At 71.7% G+C, this 16522-nt stretch carries 11 protein-coding genes; 7 read left to right on the top strand and 4 right to left on the bottom strand.

Going from position 1 to position 16522, the window contains the following annotated elements:
• Positions 1–47: 47 nt before the first annotated feature.
• Entirely contained in the window at positions 48–1895 is a 1848-nt protein-coding gene (locus tag ACTMTB_RS15910; RefSeq protein WP_441146319.1) for a glycoside hydrolase family 15 protein, read from the bottom strand.
• 106 nt (positions 1896–2001) lie between these two features.
• Here ACTMTB_RS15910 and ACTMTB_RS15905 point away from each other — a divergent pair, with 106 nt between their 5' ends.
• Positions 2002–2475 carry a molybdenum cofactor biosysynthesis protein gene (locus tag ACTMTB_RS15905; protein WP_441146317.1) on the top strand — a complete coding sequence of 158 codons (474 nt, stop codon included), beginning with the start codon at positions 2002–2004 and terminating at the stop codon, positions 2473–2475.
• Positions 2476–2548: 73 nt separating this feature from the next.
• Here the strand turns inward: ACTMTB_RS15905 and ACTMTB_RS15900 are convergent, their stop codons facing one another.
• The 3 genes from ACTMTB_RS15900 to ACTMTB_RS15890 all read right to left on the bottom strand — a co-directional run bounded on the left by ACTMTB_RS15900 (position 2549) and on the right by ACTMTB_RS15890 (position 6461).
• Complete coding sequence (locus ACTMTB_RS15900; protein ID WP_441146315.1) at positions 2549–3298, bottom strand: SDR family oxidoreductase; 750 nt, start codon at positions 3296–3298, stop codon at positions 2549–2551.
• 44 nt (positions 3299–3342) lie between these two features.
• On the bottom strand, positions 3343–4248 hold the full coding sequence (locus ACTMTB_RS15895) for a TIGR03620 family F420-dependent LLM class oxidoreductase (RefSeq protein WP_441146313.1): 906 nt from the start codon (positions 4246–4248) through the stop codon (positions 3343–3345).
• A gap of 254 nt (positions 4249–4502) precedes the next feature.
• Complete coding sequence (locus ACTMTB_RS15890; RefSeq protein WP_441146311.1) at positions 4503–6461, bottom strand: glycosyl hydrolase family 28-related protein; 1959 nt, start codon at positions 6459–6461, stop codon at positions 4503–4505.
• 348 nt (positions 6462–6809) lie between these two features.
• On the opposite strand from ACTMTB_RS15890, the gene ACTMTB_RS15885 reads away from it, so the two are divergent.
• From ACTMTB_RS15885 to ACTMTB_RS15860, 6 genes are all read left to right on the top strand, one after another.
• On the top strand, positions 6810–7811 hold the full coding sequence (locus ACTMTB_RS15885) for a LacI family DNA-binding transcriptional regulator (RefSeq protein WP_088961541.1): 1002 nt from the start codon (positions 6810–6812) through the stop codon (positions 7809–7811).
• A 515-nt stretch (positions 7812–8326) separates the two neighbouring features.
• Positions 8327–9703, top strand: coding sequence for an ABC transporter substrate-binding protein (locus ACTMTB_RS15880; protein ID WP_441146308.1), 1377 nt, complete (start codon positions 8327–8329; stop codon positions 9701–9703).
• Positions 9704–9784: 81 nt separating this feature from the next.
• The gene (locus ACTMTB_RS15875) at positions 9785–10741 is read left to right on the top strand and encodes a carbohydrate ABC transporter permease (protein ID WP_441146306.1); all 957 of its coding nucleotides are present in this window, start codon (positions 9785–9787) and stop codon (positions 10739–10741) included.
• Positions 10742–10754: 13 nt separating this feature from the next.
• Entirely contained in the window at positions 10755–11642 is an 888-nt protein-coding gene (locus tag ACTMTB_RS15870; protein WP_441146304.1) for a carbohydrate ABC transporter permease, read from the top strand.
• Positions 11643–11719: 77 nt separating this feature from the next.
• Positions 11720–13372: a glycoside hydrolase family 13 protein gene (locus ACTMTB_RS15865; protein WP_441146302.1), complete on the top strand. Its 1653-nt coding sequence runs from the start codon at positions 11720–11722 to the stop codon at positions 13370–13372.
• 182 nt (positions 13373–13554) lie between these two features.
• Positions 13555–16419, top strand: coding sequence for a discoidin domain-containing protein (locus tag ACTMTB_RS15860; RefSeq protein WP_441146300.1), 2865 nt, complete (start codon positions 13555–13557; stop codon positions 16417–16419).
• The last annotated feature ends 103 nt before the right edge of the window (positions 16420–16522 follow it).

Raw genomic sequence — 16522 nt, 5'->3', positions numbered from 1 at the left:
GGGTAGTCAGAGTGGTGCGGGGAGATCGGCGTTTCCGCGCCGCCGACTCACCCGCGCGAACCGGCGCTCCGCAACTCGCCGGCCGGGATGAGCCGGGGTGGCGCGGGCGACAGGACGTCGTGGCCGGCGTCGACGTCGGCGAGAGCTCCAGCGGCGTTGATGAGCCCGATGTGCGAGAAGGCCTGGGGGAAGTTGCCGCGCGCCTCCCCGGTGCCCGGGTCGATCTGCTCGGCGAAGAGGCCCAGGTCGCTGCTCCGCCCGGCCAGGCTCTCGAACAGCCGCCCGGCCCGGTCCCGCTCGCCCGCCAACGCCAGGCACGCCACCAGCCAGAACGAGCAGATGACGAAGCCGGCGGGGTCGCCCTCCCAGCGGCGCAGCAGCCCGTCGTGGGCCAGCCGCTCCTCGATCGCCCGGATGGTCGAGCGCATCCGCGGATCGTCGGCGGGCAGGAAGCCGACCAGGGGCATGAGCAGGGCCGACGCGTCCAGATCGGCGCCGCCCACGGTGCCGGTGAACGCGCCGGCCCGGTCGTCGAAGCCCTCGGTCAGCACGGCGTGCCGCACCGCGTCCCGGGCCGCCGCCCAGCGGGCCGTCTCCGCCGGCGTGCCGAGCCGGTCGCCGAAGCGGACCGCCCGGTCCAACGCCGTCCAGCACTGCACCTTCGACGACAGGTGGTGCCGCTCGACGTCCCGCTCCTCCCACATCCCGGCGTCCGGCAGCCGCCAGTCCCGGGCAGCCCGCTCGGTCATCCCACGCAGCAGTTGGCGGGTCTCCGGCTCCATCGGATCCAGGTGTTCCCGCATCAGCCAGGCCGCGCAGAGCGCCTCGCCGACCACGTCGGTCTGCCGCTGCCGCCAGGCGTCGTTGCCGAGCAGCACCGGCCGGCTGTCGGCGAATCCGCCGAGGTGCTCCAGGCGGTGCTCGGTCAGATCCCGTTCCCCCTCGACGCCGTACATGATCGGCACCACGCCGTCCTGCACCACGCCCATCGACCGGGCCAGCCACCGGAACTGCCGGCCGACCTCGTCTGCGCAGGCCGAGCGCCACAGCGCCTCCAGAGTGAAGCTGAAGTCGCGCACCCAGACGTAGCGGTAGTCGTAGTTGCGCTCGCCGCCCAGTTCCTCGGGCAGCGCCATCGTCGCGGCGGCCACCACCGCCCCGCTGGCTTGATAGGTCATGCCCGCCAGGACCAGCGCGCTGCGGCGCACCTCGTCCCGGTACAGGCCCTGGTAGTCGTGCTGGTGGATCCAGGACTGCCAGCCGGCGACCGCGTCGTCGACCGCCTGCGCGGCGTCGAGTCGGACCGGTGGGTCCGCGGCGTAGGCGGGCCCGTAGCCGACGGTGAAGCCCCGGCGCTCGCCCGCCCGGACGGTGAACGTGGCCGACGCCTCGCCGGTGCCGACGGAAAGCGGTGTGTCGGCGTGCAGGACCAGACGCGTCGCGCCGGCGGTGGCCACGACCTCGTCGCCCTGCCGGTCCAGGCGCGGGACCACCCGGCCGTACTCGAACCGGGGCCGGAACTGCGAGCGGAGCCGCACCTGGCCGGAGAGCCCCTGCACCACCCGGGCCAGTACCCGCGGCGAGTGCCGGCCGACCCGGTGGCCGCGCGCGCCCGGCTCCAGGGCCAACCCGTCGGTCACCGCCACCGCGCCGGTCGCCGTGGTGAAGACGGTACGCAGCACCAGCGAATCGGTCACATACGCCCGTTCGCTGGTGAAGTCGCCCTCGGGGCGGAGCGACCAGTGCCCGGCGTCGTGGTCGAGCAGGCGCCCGAACACCGCCGGCCCGTCGAAGCGCCCGGGGCACCACCAGTTCACCGAGCCGTCCCGGTCCACCAGCGCGGCACTGTGGCCGTCGGCGAGCAGCCCGTGGTCGGCGATCCCTGTGACGCTCATCCGGCCGCATTACCCGACCGGCAGGCAGGCAGTCCCGGTCGTCGTCGTCGTCCCCGGCTCGCCCGAGTCCGCCCGGCGGGCGCCGTCGGCTCCGTAGAATCCCGCTGTGCCGCGCATCGTCCAGTTGCTGGCCTCGCCGGTACACCGCTACGTGGGGCGGCCCGCCGACGGCCCGCTGCCCGCCCCGCCCGGCGAGCTGGTGACGGAGGTCCGGCTCCGGGCCGAGCTGGGCATCGTCGGCGACCGGTACTTCGGTCGGCCGGCGCACCGCGCGGCGAGCGTGACCGTGATCGCGCAGGAGTCGCTGCCGCCGGGCGTCGACCTGGTGCAGGTCCGGCGCAACATCCTGACTACCGGCATCGCGGTGGACGAGCTGGTCGGATCGGTGCTCGTCCTCGACTCGGGGGAGGGCCCGGTCAGGCTGCGGGTCAACCGGCCGGCCAACCCGTGCGCCTGGATGGACGTCACGATCGGCCCGGGCGGATGGCGGGCGCTGCGGCGCCGGGGCGGCGTGCGCTGCACGCCGCTGAACGACGGCACCCTGCGCGTCGGCCCGGTGGACGTCGCGGTCGAGCGCTAGCGACGCCGCGACCGGGGCGAGCCAGGCGGCTCGCCCCGGTCGCGCCACCCGACCACGGGCGTGCGGTGTCGCCTCAGACCTGGTTGGAGCCGCCGTCGACGAAGATCTCGGCGCCGGTCATGAAGCTGCTCTCGTCGGAGGCGAGGAACAGGGCGGCGTTGGCGATCTCCTCGGGCCGGCCCATCCGGCGCATCGGCACGGAGGAGGCGAGCATCTGCACCAGCCCGGCGGCCTCCTCCGGGGTGGCGGCCAGTCCGGTGATGCCCGGGGTCTCGGTCGGACCCGGGATCAGGGTGTTGACCCGGATCCGGCGGTCGGTCAGCTCGGCGGCCCAGGTGCGGCCGAACGAGCGGATGGCGGCCTTGGAGGCGGCGTAGACGCCGAAGGCCGGGGTGCCGGTGGTGGCGGCGGTCGAGCCGGCCAGGATGACCGACGCGCCGTCGTTGAGTACCGGCAGCGCCTTCTGGACGGTGAACAGGGTGCCCCGGACGTTCCGATCGAACGTGTCGGTGTAGTGCTCGAGGCTGATGGTGCCCAGGGCGGCGAACTCGCCACCGCCGGCGTTGGCGAACAGCACGTCCAGGCCGGCGCCGCGGGCGGCGATCGCCTCGACGAGGGTGTCGAGGTCGTCGAGGTTGCTCACGTCGCTGCGGATGCCGGTGGCGGCCGAGCCGATCGAGGCCACGGCCTCGTCCAGCTGCTGCTGGCGGCGTCCGGTCAGGAAGACGTGCGCCCCCTCGGCGGCGAAGCGGCGGGCCGCCGCCAGCCCGATACCGGTGGTGCCGCCGGTGACGAGCGCGGTCTTGCCGTTGAGCTGTCCCACTGTGGTGCTCCTTCTATGTGGTGGTGCGGTGAAAAGGGGATTGATCAGGTGGTGCGGTGGAGCTGCGGCAGCAGCGCGGCGAGTTCCCGCCACTGCTTCCGGGGCAGGTCCGTGCGCTCCGGGGTGGCCGGCTGCAGGACGTGCAGGGTGACGTGGTCCGCGCCGGCGTCCAGCTGGGCCTGGACGCGGCCGGCGATCCGGTCGAGGTCTCCCCAGGCGACCAGGGCGTCGATGAGCCGGTCGCTGCCGCCCGGGACCAGGTCCTCCTCGGTGAAGCCGAGCCGGGCCAGGTTGGACCGGTAGGCGGGGAACCCGATGAACATGCCGATGCCGTCGCGGGCCGCCGCCCGGGCCCGGTCCGGGTCGCGGTCCAGGACCACCGCCAGGTGCGCGGCGACCAGGGGCCGGTCTCCGACGCGGGCGCGGTGGAGCGCGGCGTACTCGGGTGTCACCAGGAACGGGTGCCAACCGATGCTCCGGGCGGTGGCCAGGTCGACCATCTTCGGGCCGAGTGCGCCCAGGAGACGCCGATCGGCCGGGACCGGGTGCGGTGCGGCGTCCAGCCCGTCCAGGAACCGGCCCATCGAGACCGTCGGCCGGCCGTAGTTCTGGCCGGCGTTGGCCGCGGAGTGGGCGTTGCTGATGCCCGGCCCGACGAGGGTGCGGCGGCCGTGCGCCGCGTCCAGGTCGGCCAGCCACGCGCCCAGCGCGGCCGGGTCCTGGCCCCAGATGGAGAGCACGCCCAGCGCGACGGTGGCGCGCGGAGCGGCGGCGAGCAGCTGCCCGACGTCGTCCAGCGCCCCGCGGCCGTCCAGCCCCGGAAGCCACAGCGCCGGGTAGCCCAGGTCGTCCAGCTCGGCGACCGCCTCGCGGACCTCGGGCCGGCCGGCCCCGCGCAGCTCCATGCTCCAGATGCCGACCGCGCCGAGCGCCTGCTTGATGTCGCCCATCTCGCCTCCCCTGTTCTGTACCGGTCGGTACACAAAAACCTAGCAGGCGGTCCGGGGATTCCCAAATTTCTGTACCGATCGGTTGGGCGAGGGTCGCGCCGCCACGGGGGTGGGGGAGGAGGGCACGTCCGCGAGGTTTGTCCGGGGCGGCAGGTCGGCGGAAGCGCGGCGGCGCCGGCCGGAATCCGGGGGGATTCCGACCGGCGCCGCTCGGCGGGGTCAGCCGGGGTGGGAGCAGGTGTCCGGGACGGCGGTCACCAGGTGGACGGCGGTGGCGGCGCCACCACCGGCGGTCGGTCGTCGCAGGTGATCGTGTTGGGCAGCAGCCACGGGGCGAGCCACCCGCCGTCGTTGCCGCCGAGGTCGGTCAGGCTGAACTCGGAGCCGGCGGGGGTGAAGTGGAAGGAGCCGCAGTTGTTGACGCCGACCGCGCCCACGTTGCGCGCGTCGACGTTCGCGAACGAGGCCGAGCCTGCCGTGCGGGCGCTCACCACGGACGTCCCGGCGCCGTCGACCCGGACGTCGCGGAAGTGCACGTTCGTCATCGAGTACCGGTCCTTCACCGGCCAGTCGCTGACCAGCATGATCGCGTTGTAGGTGTTGTCCAGGTAGTGGTCGCCGACCACCTGGATGTCGGCGTCGATGCTGCGGTCGAGGGCGTAGAACCAGATGGCGCCGAGGCCGATGTTCCAGTTCAGCTCGTAGGTGCCGGCCCGGGCGGTGGTGTTCTCCGTGATCCACAGCTGCCCGGTGAACGGCTCGGCGCCGAACCGGGAGCCGACCTGGATGGCGCTGCCCTCGCGCACCGGGTCGGCGACCAGGTTGCGCGAGACGGTGTTGTCCGTGCCGCCGTACACGGCGATGCCGTTGGCCAGGACCGGCGACTGCACGGTGTTGCGGTCGATGATGTTGCCCGCGTTGCCGGTCTTCTCCGACCACATGGCCAGGCCGTCGTCGCCGCTGTTGCGGACGAAGTTGTTGCGCACCACGGAGTTGGTGACGCCGGTGTGGAAGTTCAGGCCGTCGGCGATCTGGTCGACGATGACGTTGTTGGTGACCCGCAGGTCGGTCATCGGCCCGTCGAACCAGAGCCCCACCTTGGTGTGGTGCAGGTAGAGGCCGTCGATGCTGGAGTGGCTCAGCGCGCCACCGACGCCGTTGACCTGGTCGGTGTCGATGCGCTCGCGGACGTCGCCCTCGATCGCGAAGCCGGACAGGTGCACGTTGCGGCTGCCGCCCGCCGACGCGGGCCGGCCGTAGAAGCCGACCCCGGTGTGCACCGAGCCGTCCGGGGCCGGGGTGTCGAGCGGGACCTCGCGTCCCTTGACGATCGTGTACCAGTTGCCGGCGCCCTCGATGGTGACGTCGTCGACGACGATGTGGCGGTTCACCTGGTAGGTCCCCGGCGGCAGGTAGACCTTCAGCTTGGTACGCCGGGCGAAGGCGATCGCCCGGTCGAAGGCGCCGGCGGAGTCGCGGCGGCCGGTCGGGTCCGCGCCGAACGCCAGCACGTTCGCCGCGACCGGCACGACGCGCGGCGGGGCGACCAGTTCCGAGTCGAGCAGGTCGATGACCGTCCACGGCGCGACGCTGCTCGCCGGGACCGCGAGCCGCAGCACGCTGCCCGCCGGGTACGTCCGGCCGAGCAGCATGCGCTGCTCGTCGTAGAAGTGGTGCGGGCGGAACGGCCTGGTGATCGTCGGGGTGGGCGTGGTGGCCGCGGGGACGCAGGAGCATTCGGTGATCCACCAGTCCGGGTGCAGCAGGCCGGCGGTGGGGTCGTTGGAGAACGGGTACTGGTTGTACAGCCAGGCGTACTGCGAGGTGAGGGTCATGGTCCGGGCGGCTCGGCGACCGACCGAGACGTCCAGCGGCGCGGTGATGCCGCCGCCGGTGGGCGCGTCCGGGATGCTGTAGCGCACGGTGATGGCGTTGGTCGCGGCCGGCAGCGTGAACTCGACGAACTGGCCGGGCGCCAGGCTCACCGCCCGGCGACCGGAGGCTTCCGACGCCAGGGTGTACGCCGTGCGCCCCGGGCCGATCAGCGTGCCGTTCGTGGTGGCATGCTCCGCCTCCTGCTCCAGGAAACCGACGTCGGCGCCCCGGCCGGCGACGAGCGACGGGTCGAGAGCGGCCCGGGTGACCACCGGGGGCGCGGGCGGGGTGGCCTCGGCCCGGGCCGCCCCGGCCCCACCGGTCACCGTGGCCGCCATGACCGCCGCTACGGCCGCCGCCCCGACGGTTCGCCGGCGCGCCGGTCCGCCCGGCCGTCCTGTGCTGATTCGAGACATCGCGTGATCCGTTCTCCCGAGGACCCGACGACCGTCATCGACGCCGCGGGCAGTCCCCGTCGTGCCGCGGTGGATGTCAGAAGCGAGGCGAGTTGGTTGCGGCGATGTTATTTCTACAACCTGTCAATATTCAAGCAGGTGTTTGTGCAGTAATTGCAGAGGCGGCCCGCCGGCCTGCGGACGGCTTCGAACTGTCCTGTCGTCGAACGCTGACGTGACACGTCAACGTGCAGTTCATTTCTTGCAGAGTCGGTGACGTATCATCGCGGCGTGACGAAGCGACTGACCGAGGTGGCGAGGAAGGCCGGCGTCAGCGAGGCCACCGTCAGCCGGGTGCTCAACGGTCGTGGCGGCGTCTCCGAGTCGACCCGTACCGCCGTGCTCACCGCGCTGGACGTGCTGGGCTACGAGCGGCCGACCAAGCTGCGGGGGGAGCGGGCCCGCCTGGTCGGGCTGGTGCTCCCGGAGTTGCAGAACCCGATCTTCCCGGCACTCGCCGAGGTGGTGACCGGGTCGCTCGCCCAACGGGGTTACACCCCCGCGCTCTGCGCCCGGACGATCGGCGGCGTCTCCGAGGCGGACTACGTCGAGATGCTGCTCGACCACCAGGTCTCCGGCGTCATCTTCGCCGGTGGCTCGTACGCGCTGGCCGACGCCTCGCACGAGCACTACCGCCGGCTGACCGACCGTGGGCTGCCGGTGGTGCTGGTCAACGCCGGTGTCGACGCGCTGGACTTCCCCCGGGTCTCCACCGACGACGCGGTCGCGGTCGAGCAGGCGTACGGGCACCTGCGCTCGCTCGGGCACGAGCGGATCGGCCTGGTGCTCGGCCCGGAGGGGCACGTGCCGTCCCGGCGCAAGCTGGACGCGATGGTCCAGGCCGCGAACTGGGGCGACGACCGGGAGTGTGTCGAGCGCTCCAGCTTCTCGATGGAGGGCGCGCGGGTCGCCGCGACCAAGCTGGTCGAGCGGGGCGTGACCGGCATCATCTGCGCCAGCGACGTGCTGGCCCTGGGCACCATCCGGGCCGCCCGGCGGCTGGGTCGGGCGGTGCCGACCGACGTGTCGGTGGTGGGCTTCGACGACTCCGCGTTCATGACCTGCACCGACCCGCCCCTGACCACCGTGCGGCAGCCGATCGAGACGATGGGCCAGGCCGCGGTGGACCTGCTGGTCACCCAGATCGAGGGGGCCGGCGTGCTGCACGACGAGTTGCTGTTCGAGCCCGAACTGGTGGTACGCGGCTCCACCGCGCCCGCCCCCGGCCGCTGACCCGGGTCCGCCGCCTCGGTCATCGGTCGGCCGCCGGCCGCCGTTCCCGCCGCTGACCGTCCCGGCGGCCACTGACCGACGGCCCGGCCACGAACCGCCTCCCTGACCGCCGAACGGTGCTCCCGGCCGTCGACCGCTGCTCGCGGTCGGCGGCCACCTCGTCAATGCTCGGTCCCGCGCTGACCAGGTTGGACGCCGCCCGGACACCGGAAGGTTCCGGCGCAGGCGACTGACCGAGTACGCGCGTCAAAAGCTGCCAACATCCCACAACCCGGGCGCCACCCACGGTCCTGTCAGTATCTGCCACGTCTGCGTCGCGTCCTTTCAGGCCACGATCGAAACCTTGCTGAAATGAGTCGGCCTCGCTACAGTGACTCCACTCACAGCTGGCCCCGACGTAGCTACTGGCGGTCAGGTCACTCGATCGATGCAGATCACTGGCAGGGCAGCGCCGCGGTGCGTCCACCGCAGGTCGGCGACGTCCTGAAGACACCCGTTTTCGAAGGGATGGACAGATGTCCGTACCGCAGTACCGGAAGGCTGCGGCGTTGGCGCTCGTGGCCGGCCTGGGGCTCAGCCTCACGGCGTGCTCCACGAAGAGCGACGACACGACGAGCGATGCCGGTGGCAAGGTCACCATCACCGTCGACTGCCAGCCGGTCGGCTCCCAGAAAGAGCTGCTGAAGAACTGGAACGACGATGTCGTCGAGTTCCAGCGGCAGAACCCGAACATCGTCATCAAGAGCGTCAGCGTCGGCGAGCAGTGCAACAACCCGCCGGACTTCACCGCCCGACTCGCCGGCGGCACCGTGACCGACGTGTTCTACGGGTACATGACCGATCTCCAGCAGGTGCTCGACTCCGGTCAGGCGATGGACATCACCCAGTACGCCACCAAGGACACCGTCCCGACCTGGGACAGCGTCGACCCGGAGCTCAAGGAGGTCTTCACCGACGGCGGCAAGCTCTACGCCGTCCCGGTGAAGAACTACTCGATGGGCCTGGTCTACAACAAGGTCCTGTTCCAGCAGGCGGGGCTCGACGTCAACAACCCGCCCAAGACCTGGGGCGAGGTCCGCGACGCCGCCAAGAAGATCTCCGCGCTGGGCAACGGCATCGCCGGGTACGCGGAGTACAGCGCCGGCAACACCGGAGGCTGGCACTTCACCTCCCTGCTCTACTCACAGGGCGGCCAGGTGCTGACCCCGGACGGCAAGAAGGCCGACTTCAACAACGCGATGGGCAAGCAGGTTCTGCAGAACCTCAAGGACATGCGGTACGGCGACAACAGCATGGGTGCCCGCCAGCTGCTCCAGTGGGGCGACCTGCTGACCAACGCCGGCGCCGGCAAGGTGGGGATGTTCATCGGCGCGCCGGACGCCACCCAGGCGATCGTCAGCCAGTTCCAGGGCAAGTTCCAGGACTGGGCGATGGGCCCGCTGCCCGGCCAGGACGGGCAGGCGAAGGCGACGCTGGGCGGTGGCGAGGGCTACTTCTTCAAGAAGGGCCTCTCCCCGGAGCAGGTCAAGGCCGGTCTGAAGTGGATCGCGTATCAGAAGCTGACGCCGGGCAAGGGCCAGCTCGACTACGTCCGGGCGAAGCCGCAGAACTACCCGGTGGGCCTGCCCCAGCCGCTGCTGTTCGCGAACGGCAGCGAGGCGCAGAAGCAGGAGCTGGAGCTGCGGAAGGCGAACGCGAACGTCGACACCGCGAACTTCGCGATCTTCGAGGCGAACCCGGTGCCGATCAAGGGTGAGCCCCGCAACGCGCAGGCGATCTACGCGGTGCTCGACGCCGTGATGTCCGGGGTGCTGACGAACCCGAACGCGAACATCGACGCGCTGCTCAAGACGGCCGAGGACAAGGTCAACAAGCTGCTCGTCGAGAGCTGATCCGATCGTGTGGGGGCCGGCGCGCCGGCCCCCACACCCTCCGCGCCGCACCGTCGGCCGCTGACTCACGCAGGAGTTGCCTTGGTGATCACCACCGTCCCGGGGAAAACGAGGGGAGCGGGTCGCCCCGCGTCGCCGTACCCGACCGGACCGCAGCGTACGAGCCTGGGCCGCAAGGTACGGGACAACCTCACCGGACACACCTTCCTGATCGGCGCGGTGCTCTGCTTCGCCGTCTTCTCCTGGTACCCGATGATCCGCGGCATCGTGATGAGCTTCCAGCGCACCCGGCGGGGCGAGACCACCTGGGTGGGCTGGGACAACTACCTGCGCATCATCGACGACCCCAGCTTCTGGACGGCCTGGAAGAACACCCTCTACTTCACGGTTCTCGCGCTCGTCCTCGGGTACGCGGTGCCGTTCTTCGTGGCGATCCTGCTCAACGAGTTCCGCCACGCCAAGGGGTACCTGCGGATCCTGGTCTACCTGCCGGTGATGCTGCCGCCGGCCTCGGCGCTGTTCCTCTTCAAGTTCTACGCGTACGACCCCAGCGAGGCGGGACTCTTCAACGCGATCCTCACGGCGCTGCACCTGCCGACGTCGCAGTGGATGCAGTCACCCGGGATGACGATGCCGGCGATGGTGCTCGCGTCGACCTGGATGAACATGGGCGGCGCGGTGCTGATCTACCTGGCGGCGCTGCAGAACATCCCCGGCGAACTCTACGAAGCGGCCGAGCTCGACGGCGCCGGGATCTGGCGGCGGATCGTCCACGTGACGATCCCGCAGACCCGGCTGATCCTCGCGCTCCTGGCGATGCTCCAGATCGTCGCCACGATGCAGCTCTTCATCGAACCACTGATCCTCGCCAACGGTGCGGGCGCGGAGGACTCCGCGACCTCGGTGGCGTACCTCATCTACCAGCACGGGTTCTTCCAGAACGACCTCAACGGCGCCGCGGCGCTCGGCGTGATCATGCTCGTGGTGCTGGCCGGCTTCTCCGCCGCCTACCTGCGGCTGAGCGCGAAACAGGACTAGGACGGGGCGAGCAATGGCACAGGACTCCGGGACCCGGACCCTCATCTCTCCTGCCCAGCTCCGGCGGGGGCGCGGCAAGGTCGTCTACTGGACGCTGCTCGCCGTCGTCGTGGTGGGCTTCACGCTGATCTTCCTCGGGCCGCTCTACTGGATGGTCACCGGCGCGCTGAAATCCGGCCAGGAGATCGCGCAGACCCCGCCGTCGCTGTTTCCGAAGGATCCGCAGGCGCAGAACTACGTCGACGCGTGGACCAACCTGGACCTCGCCAAACTGCTGTTCAACACGTTCTACTACGCGGCCGGCGCGCTGCTGTTCCAACTCGTCCTCGACACCGCCGCGGCGTACGCGCTGTCGAAGCTCCGACCCGTGTTCGGCAACCTGATCCTCGGCCTGATGCTGGCGACGCTGATGATCCCGGCGATGGTCCTCATCGTCCCGCAGTACGTGACCGTGATCGACCTGCCGATCCTGCACCTCAACCTGCTCGACTCGCCGTTCGCGATCTGGCTGCCCGCGGTCGCGAACGCGTTCAACATCTTCCTGCTGAAGCGGTTCTTCGACTCGATCCCCGAGGAGCTGATGGCGGCGGCCCTCGTGGACGGCGCGACCCCGCTGCGCACGCTCTGGTCGATCATCCTGCCGATGTCGCGTCCCATCCTCGGCGTGGTCTCGATCTTCGCCGTGACGGCGGTCTGGAAGGACTTTCTCTGGCCGAAGCTGGTGATGCCGTCGCCCGAGACCCGGACGGTCAGCGTCGGCATCTACGCCTTCTCGGGTGGTACGCCGATGAACGTGGTGATCGCCGCGTCGGTCATCGCCGCGATCCCGACCGTCGTCGTCTTCCTGATCTTCCAGCGAAACATCATGTCCGGACTGACCACCGGCAGCCTCAAGGGCTGACTCCGCGGTCGCGGACGCCCGATTCACATTCTTCTCCGGCGAACCCGCCGACGTACCGACGCAGAAAGCAGGTGCTCGTGTCCACAGCAGACAAGGGTCCGTGGTGGCGTGGAGCCGTGATCTACCAGGTGTACCCGCGTAGCTTCGCCGACGGCAACGGCGACGGCATCGGCGACCTCGCCGGCATCCGGTCCCGGCTGAGCCACCTGTCCGCGCTCGGCGTCGACGCGATCTGGTTCAGCCCCTGGTACCCCTCCCCGATGGCCGACGCCGGCTACGACGTGGCCGACCACCGCGACATCGATCCGGTCTTCGGCACCCTGGCCGAGGCGGAGGCGCTGATCGCGGAGGCACACGCGCTCGGCATCCGGATCATCGTCGACGTGGTGCCGAACCACTGCTCCGATGCGCACCCCTGGTTCCAGGCGGCGCTCGCCGGCGGGCCGGACGCGCCCGAGCGGGAGCTGTTCTGGTTCCGCCCCGGCCGGGGCCCGAACGGCGACCAGCGGCCCACCGACTGGGTCGGCGAGTTCGGCGGCGAGACCTGGACCCGGACCGTCAACCCGGACGGCACCCCCGGCGACTGGTACCTGCACCTGTTCACCGCCGAGCAGCCGGACTTCAACTGGGACCACCCCCGGGTGCGGGCGGAGTTCGAGGACATCCTGCGGTTCTGGTTCGACCGGGGGGTGGACGGCATCCGGATCGACTCGGCGGGCCTGCTGGTCAAGGACGGGACGCTGCCCGAGGCCCTGGCGGACCGGCCGCACCCGTTCCACGACCTCGACGGGGTGCACGAGATCTACCGCGCCTGGCGACGGATCGCCGACTCCTACCCCGGGGAGCGGGCGCTGATCGGCGAGGTGTGGCTGCCGGACCAGGAACGGTTCGCCCACTACCTGCGTCCGGACGAGCTGCACTCGGCGTTCAACTTCGACTTCCTCGGCTGCGCCTGGGACGCGACGGCGCTGCGCCACTGCGTCGACGAGACGCTCGCCGCGCACGCCCCCGTCGGCGCGCCCGCCACCTGGGTGCTGTCCAACCACGACGTGACCCGCCACGTCACCCGCTACGGCCGGGCGGACACCACGTTCAGCTTCGCCAGCAAGCGCGAAGGCGTCCCCACCGACCTGGAGCTGGGCACCCTCCGGGCCCGGGCGGCGGCGCTGCTCACCCTCGCCCTGCCCGGCGCGGTCTACGTCTACCAGGGTGAGGAGCTGGGCCTGTGGGAGGTCGAGGACATCCCGCCCGCGCTGCGCCAGGACCCGATGTGGGAGCGCTCGGGTCACGGCCGGGACGGCTGCCGGGTCCCGCTGCCCTGGGCCGGCGACGCACCGCCGTTCGGGTTCAGCCCGGACGGCACGACCCGGACGCCCTGGCTGCCCCAACCGGCGGAGTGGAAGGACCGGACCGTCCGGGCGCAGACCGACGACCCGCACTCGATGCTGGAGCTGTACCGGGCTGCGATCGGCGTGCGGCGTACCGAGGCGGACCTCGGTGACGGGACGCTGCGCTGGCTGCCGGCCCCCGACGGGGTGCTCGCCTTCGCCCGCGGTCCCGCCTTCGCCTGCCTGGTGAACCTCGGCACGACCCCGGTGCCGCTGCCCCCGCACGAGGCGCGACTGCTCGCCAGCGCGCCCCTGGACGACGACCTGCTGCCGCCGGACACCGCCGTCTGGCTGCGTACCCGGGAACGGCCGGCCCACCCCGGCGCCGCGCCGGCCTCCTGAGGTGTCCCCGGCGCCGGCCGGTCCGTCCCGACCGGCCGGCGCCACCCCCACCGGCCGGTCCGTCCCGACCCGCCGCCACGTCGCCGGCCCCCTCGCCGGCGCAACGGAACGGAGGTACCGCAGAGCGCAACGCCCGCATCACGGGGGACCCGGCCCGCCCGACGAAACGGAGAGCTCCGCTCATGGCCCACCACACCATCGGCACCCCCGCTCCACCCCCGGGACGATCCGCCCGCTCCCTGCTGGCCGCGATCGTCGGCACCACGCTCGTGGCGGCGTGCGTCAGCGCCGTCGCGGTCTCCACCGCCACCCCGGCACACGCCGCCGGGCTGTCCCCGTTCGACATCGCCGGCCGCGGCGCCACCGTGCCGTTCGTCGAGCACGAGGCCGAGCGGGCCACCCACAACGGTACGAAGATCGGCCCCACCCGCTACTACGGTCAGTTGCCGTCCGAGGCGTCCGGCCGGGAGGCGGTCACCCTCGACACCGTCGGCGAGTACGTCGAGTTCACCCTGACCGCCCCGGCCAACGCGGTGACCTTCCGCTACAGCCTCCCGGACAACGCCGCCGGCACCGGCCGGGACGCCAGCCTCGACCTGCGGGCGAACGGCAGCCTGGTGAAGGCGGTGCCGGTCACCTCCCGGTACGGCTGGTTCTACGGCGGATACCCGTTCAACAACAACCCCGGCGACACCAACCCGCACCACTTCTACGACGAGACGCGGACCATGTTCGGGACCACCTACCCGACCGGCACCAGGATCCGGTTGCAGGTCTCCTCGACCGCCCAGTCGCCGAGCTTCACCGTCGACCTGGCCGACTTCGAGCTGGTCGGCGCGCAGATCACCAAGCCCGCCGGCGTGCTGGACGTGGTCACCGACTTCGGCGCCGACCCGAGCGGCGCCACCGACTCGACGGCGAAGTTCCAGGCCGCCGTGGACGCCGGGAAGGCCCAGGGCCGGGCGGTGTGGATCCCCGCCGGCACCTTCACCCTCTGGGACCACGTCGTCGTCGACGGGGTGACCCTGCGCGGCGCCGGGCCCTGGTACTCGGTGCTCGGCGGCCGGCACCCCACCGACCGCACACGCGCCGCCGGCATCTACGGCAAGTACGTGCCCGGCGGCGGGTACAGCGGGGGGATCCGGCCGCACGAGGCCGGTGGCCCCAGCCGCAACGTCACCCTGCGCGACTTCGCCATCATCGGCGACATCCGGGAACGCGTCGACGAGGACCAGGTCAACGCCATCGGCGGCGCGATGAGCAACTCGGTGGTCGACAACGTCTGGATGCAGCACACCAAGGTCGGCGCCTGGATGGACGGCCCGATGGACAACTTCACCATCCGCAACAGCCGGATTCTCGACCAGACCGCCGACGGGGTGAACTTCCACTGGGGCGTCACCAACTCGACGGTGACCAACACGTTCGTCCGCAACACCGGCGACGACGCCCTGGCGATGTGGGCGCAGAACGTGCCGAACGTCGGCAACTCCTTCACCCACAACACCATCGGCGTGACCGTGCTGGCCAACCACCTGGTCACATACGGCGGCCGGGACATCACCATCGCCGACAACGTCACCGCCGACTCGGTGACCAACGGCGGCGGCATCCACGTCGCCAACCGCTATCCCGGGGTGCAGGGCCCGACCGCGGTCGCCGGGACGATCACCGTCGCCCGGAACACGTTGATCCGCAACGGCAACTCCGACTACAACTGGAACTTCGGCGTCGGCGCGATCTGGTTCTCCGCGCTGAACGAGCCGATCCAGGGCGCCAGCATCCGGGTCACCGACACCGACATCCTGGACAGCTCCTACGCCGCTCTGCACTGGATCGAGGGCCAGACCAGCGGGATCAGCTTCGCCAACGTCCGGATCGACGGCGCCGGCACGTACGCGCTGCAGGTGCAGGCGCCGAGCCAGGTGTCGTTCACCGGCGTGCGCGCCACCGGCATCGCGCAGAGCAACCCCATGCACAACTGCGTCGGCAGCGGCTTCCAGATCAGCCAGGGCGCCGGCAACTCCGGCTGGTACCCCGCCACCCCGTACTGCGGACCGTGGCCGACCCCGCAGTGGGGCAACGGCCCGACCAGCCCGCCCACCGGCACCCCGACCACCCCACCGCCGACCACCCCGCCCCCGACCACCCCGCCGCCGACGGGCGGGAATCTGGCGCAGGGCCGGCCGGTGACCGCGTCGAGCGTGTCGCAGAACTACGTGGCGGGCAACGCCGTGGACGGCAACGCCGGCAGCTACTGGGAGAGCGCCAACGGCGCGTTCCCGCAGACGCTCACCGTCGACCTCGGCGCGGCGGTCGACACCGACCGGATCGTGTTGAAACTGCCCGCGGGCTGGGAGTCCCGCACCCAGACCCTCTCGGTGGCCGGCTCGACGGACGGCGCGGCGTACTCGACGGTCGTCGGGTCGGCCGGGTACACGTTCAACCCCGCCACCGGCAACACCGTGTCGGTCACCCTGCCGGCCGGCAGCCGGCGGTTCCTGCGGCTGAGCTTCACCGGCAACACCGGGTGGCCGGCGGGCCAGGTCGCCGAGTTCGAGGTGTACGGCGGCGGCACGACCCCGCCGCCGACCACCACGCCGCCGCCCACCACCACCCCGCCGCCGTCGGGGAACCTGGCGCTGGGCCGGCCGGTCACCGAGACCAGCCACGCCGACGTGTACGGCGCCGGCAACGCGGTCGACGGCAACCCGGCCACCTACTGGGAGAGCGCCAACAACGCCTTCCCGCAGTCGCTGACCGTCGACCTGGGGGCCGCCCGTTCGGTGTCCCGGGTGGTGCTGAGGCTGCCGCCGGTGACGGCCTGGCAGACCCGTACCCAGACCCTCGCGGTCCTCGGCTCGGCGGACGGCGGGACGTTCACCACGCTGAAGCCCTCGGCCGGATACAGCTTCAACCCGGCCACCGGCAACACGGTCACCGTCACCTTCCCCGCCACCACCCAGCGGCACCTGAGGTTGACCTTCACCGGCAACACCGCCTGGCCCGCCGGCCAGGTCTCCGAGTTCGAGGTCCACGCCGTCTGACGGCACCCGTCTCCGGGCCGGTCGGCCGTCCCCGCGACCCGGCCGGCCCGGCAGCTCCACCCCGCCGGGGCACCCCCCGCCCGCCGGCGGGCACCACCACCCC

It is taken from the genome of Micromonospora sp. L32 (assembly GCF_052068055.1).
In the GTDB taxonomy this organism is placed as follows: Bacteria; Actinomycetota; Actinomycetes; order Mycobacteriales; family Micromonosporaceae; genus Micromonospora; species Micromonospora purpureochromogenes.
The sequence above is the reverse complement of the archived record's forward strand: the minus strand, read 5'-3'. Positions and strand labels throughout refer to the sequence as shown.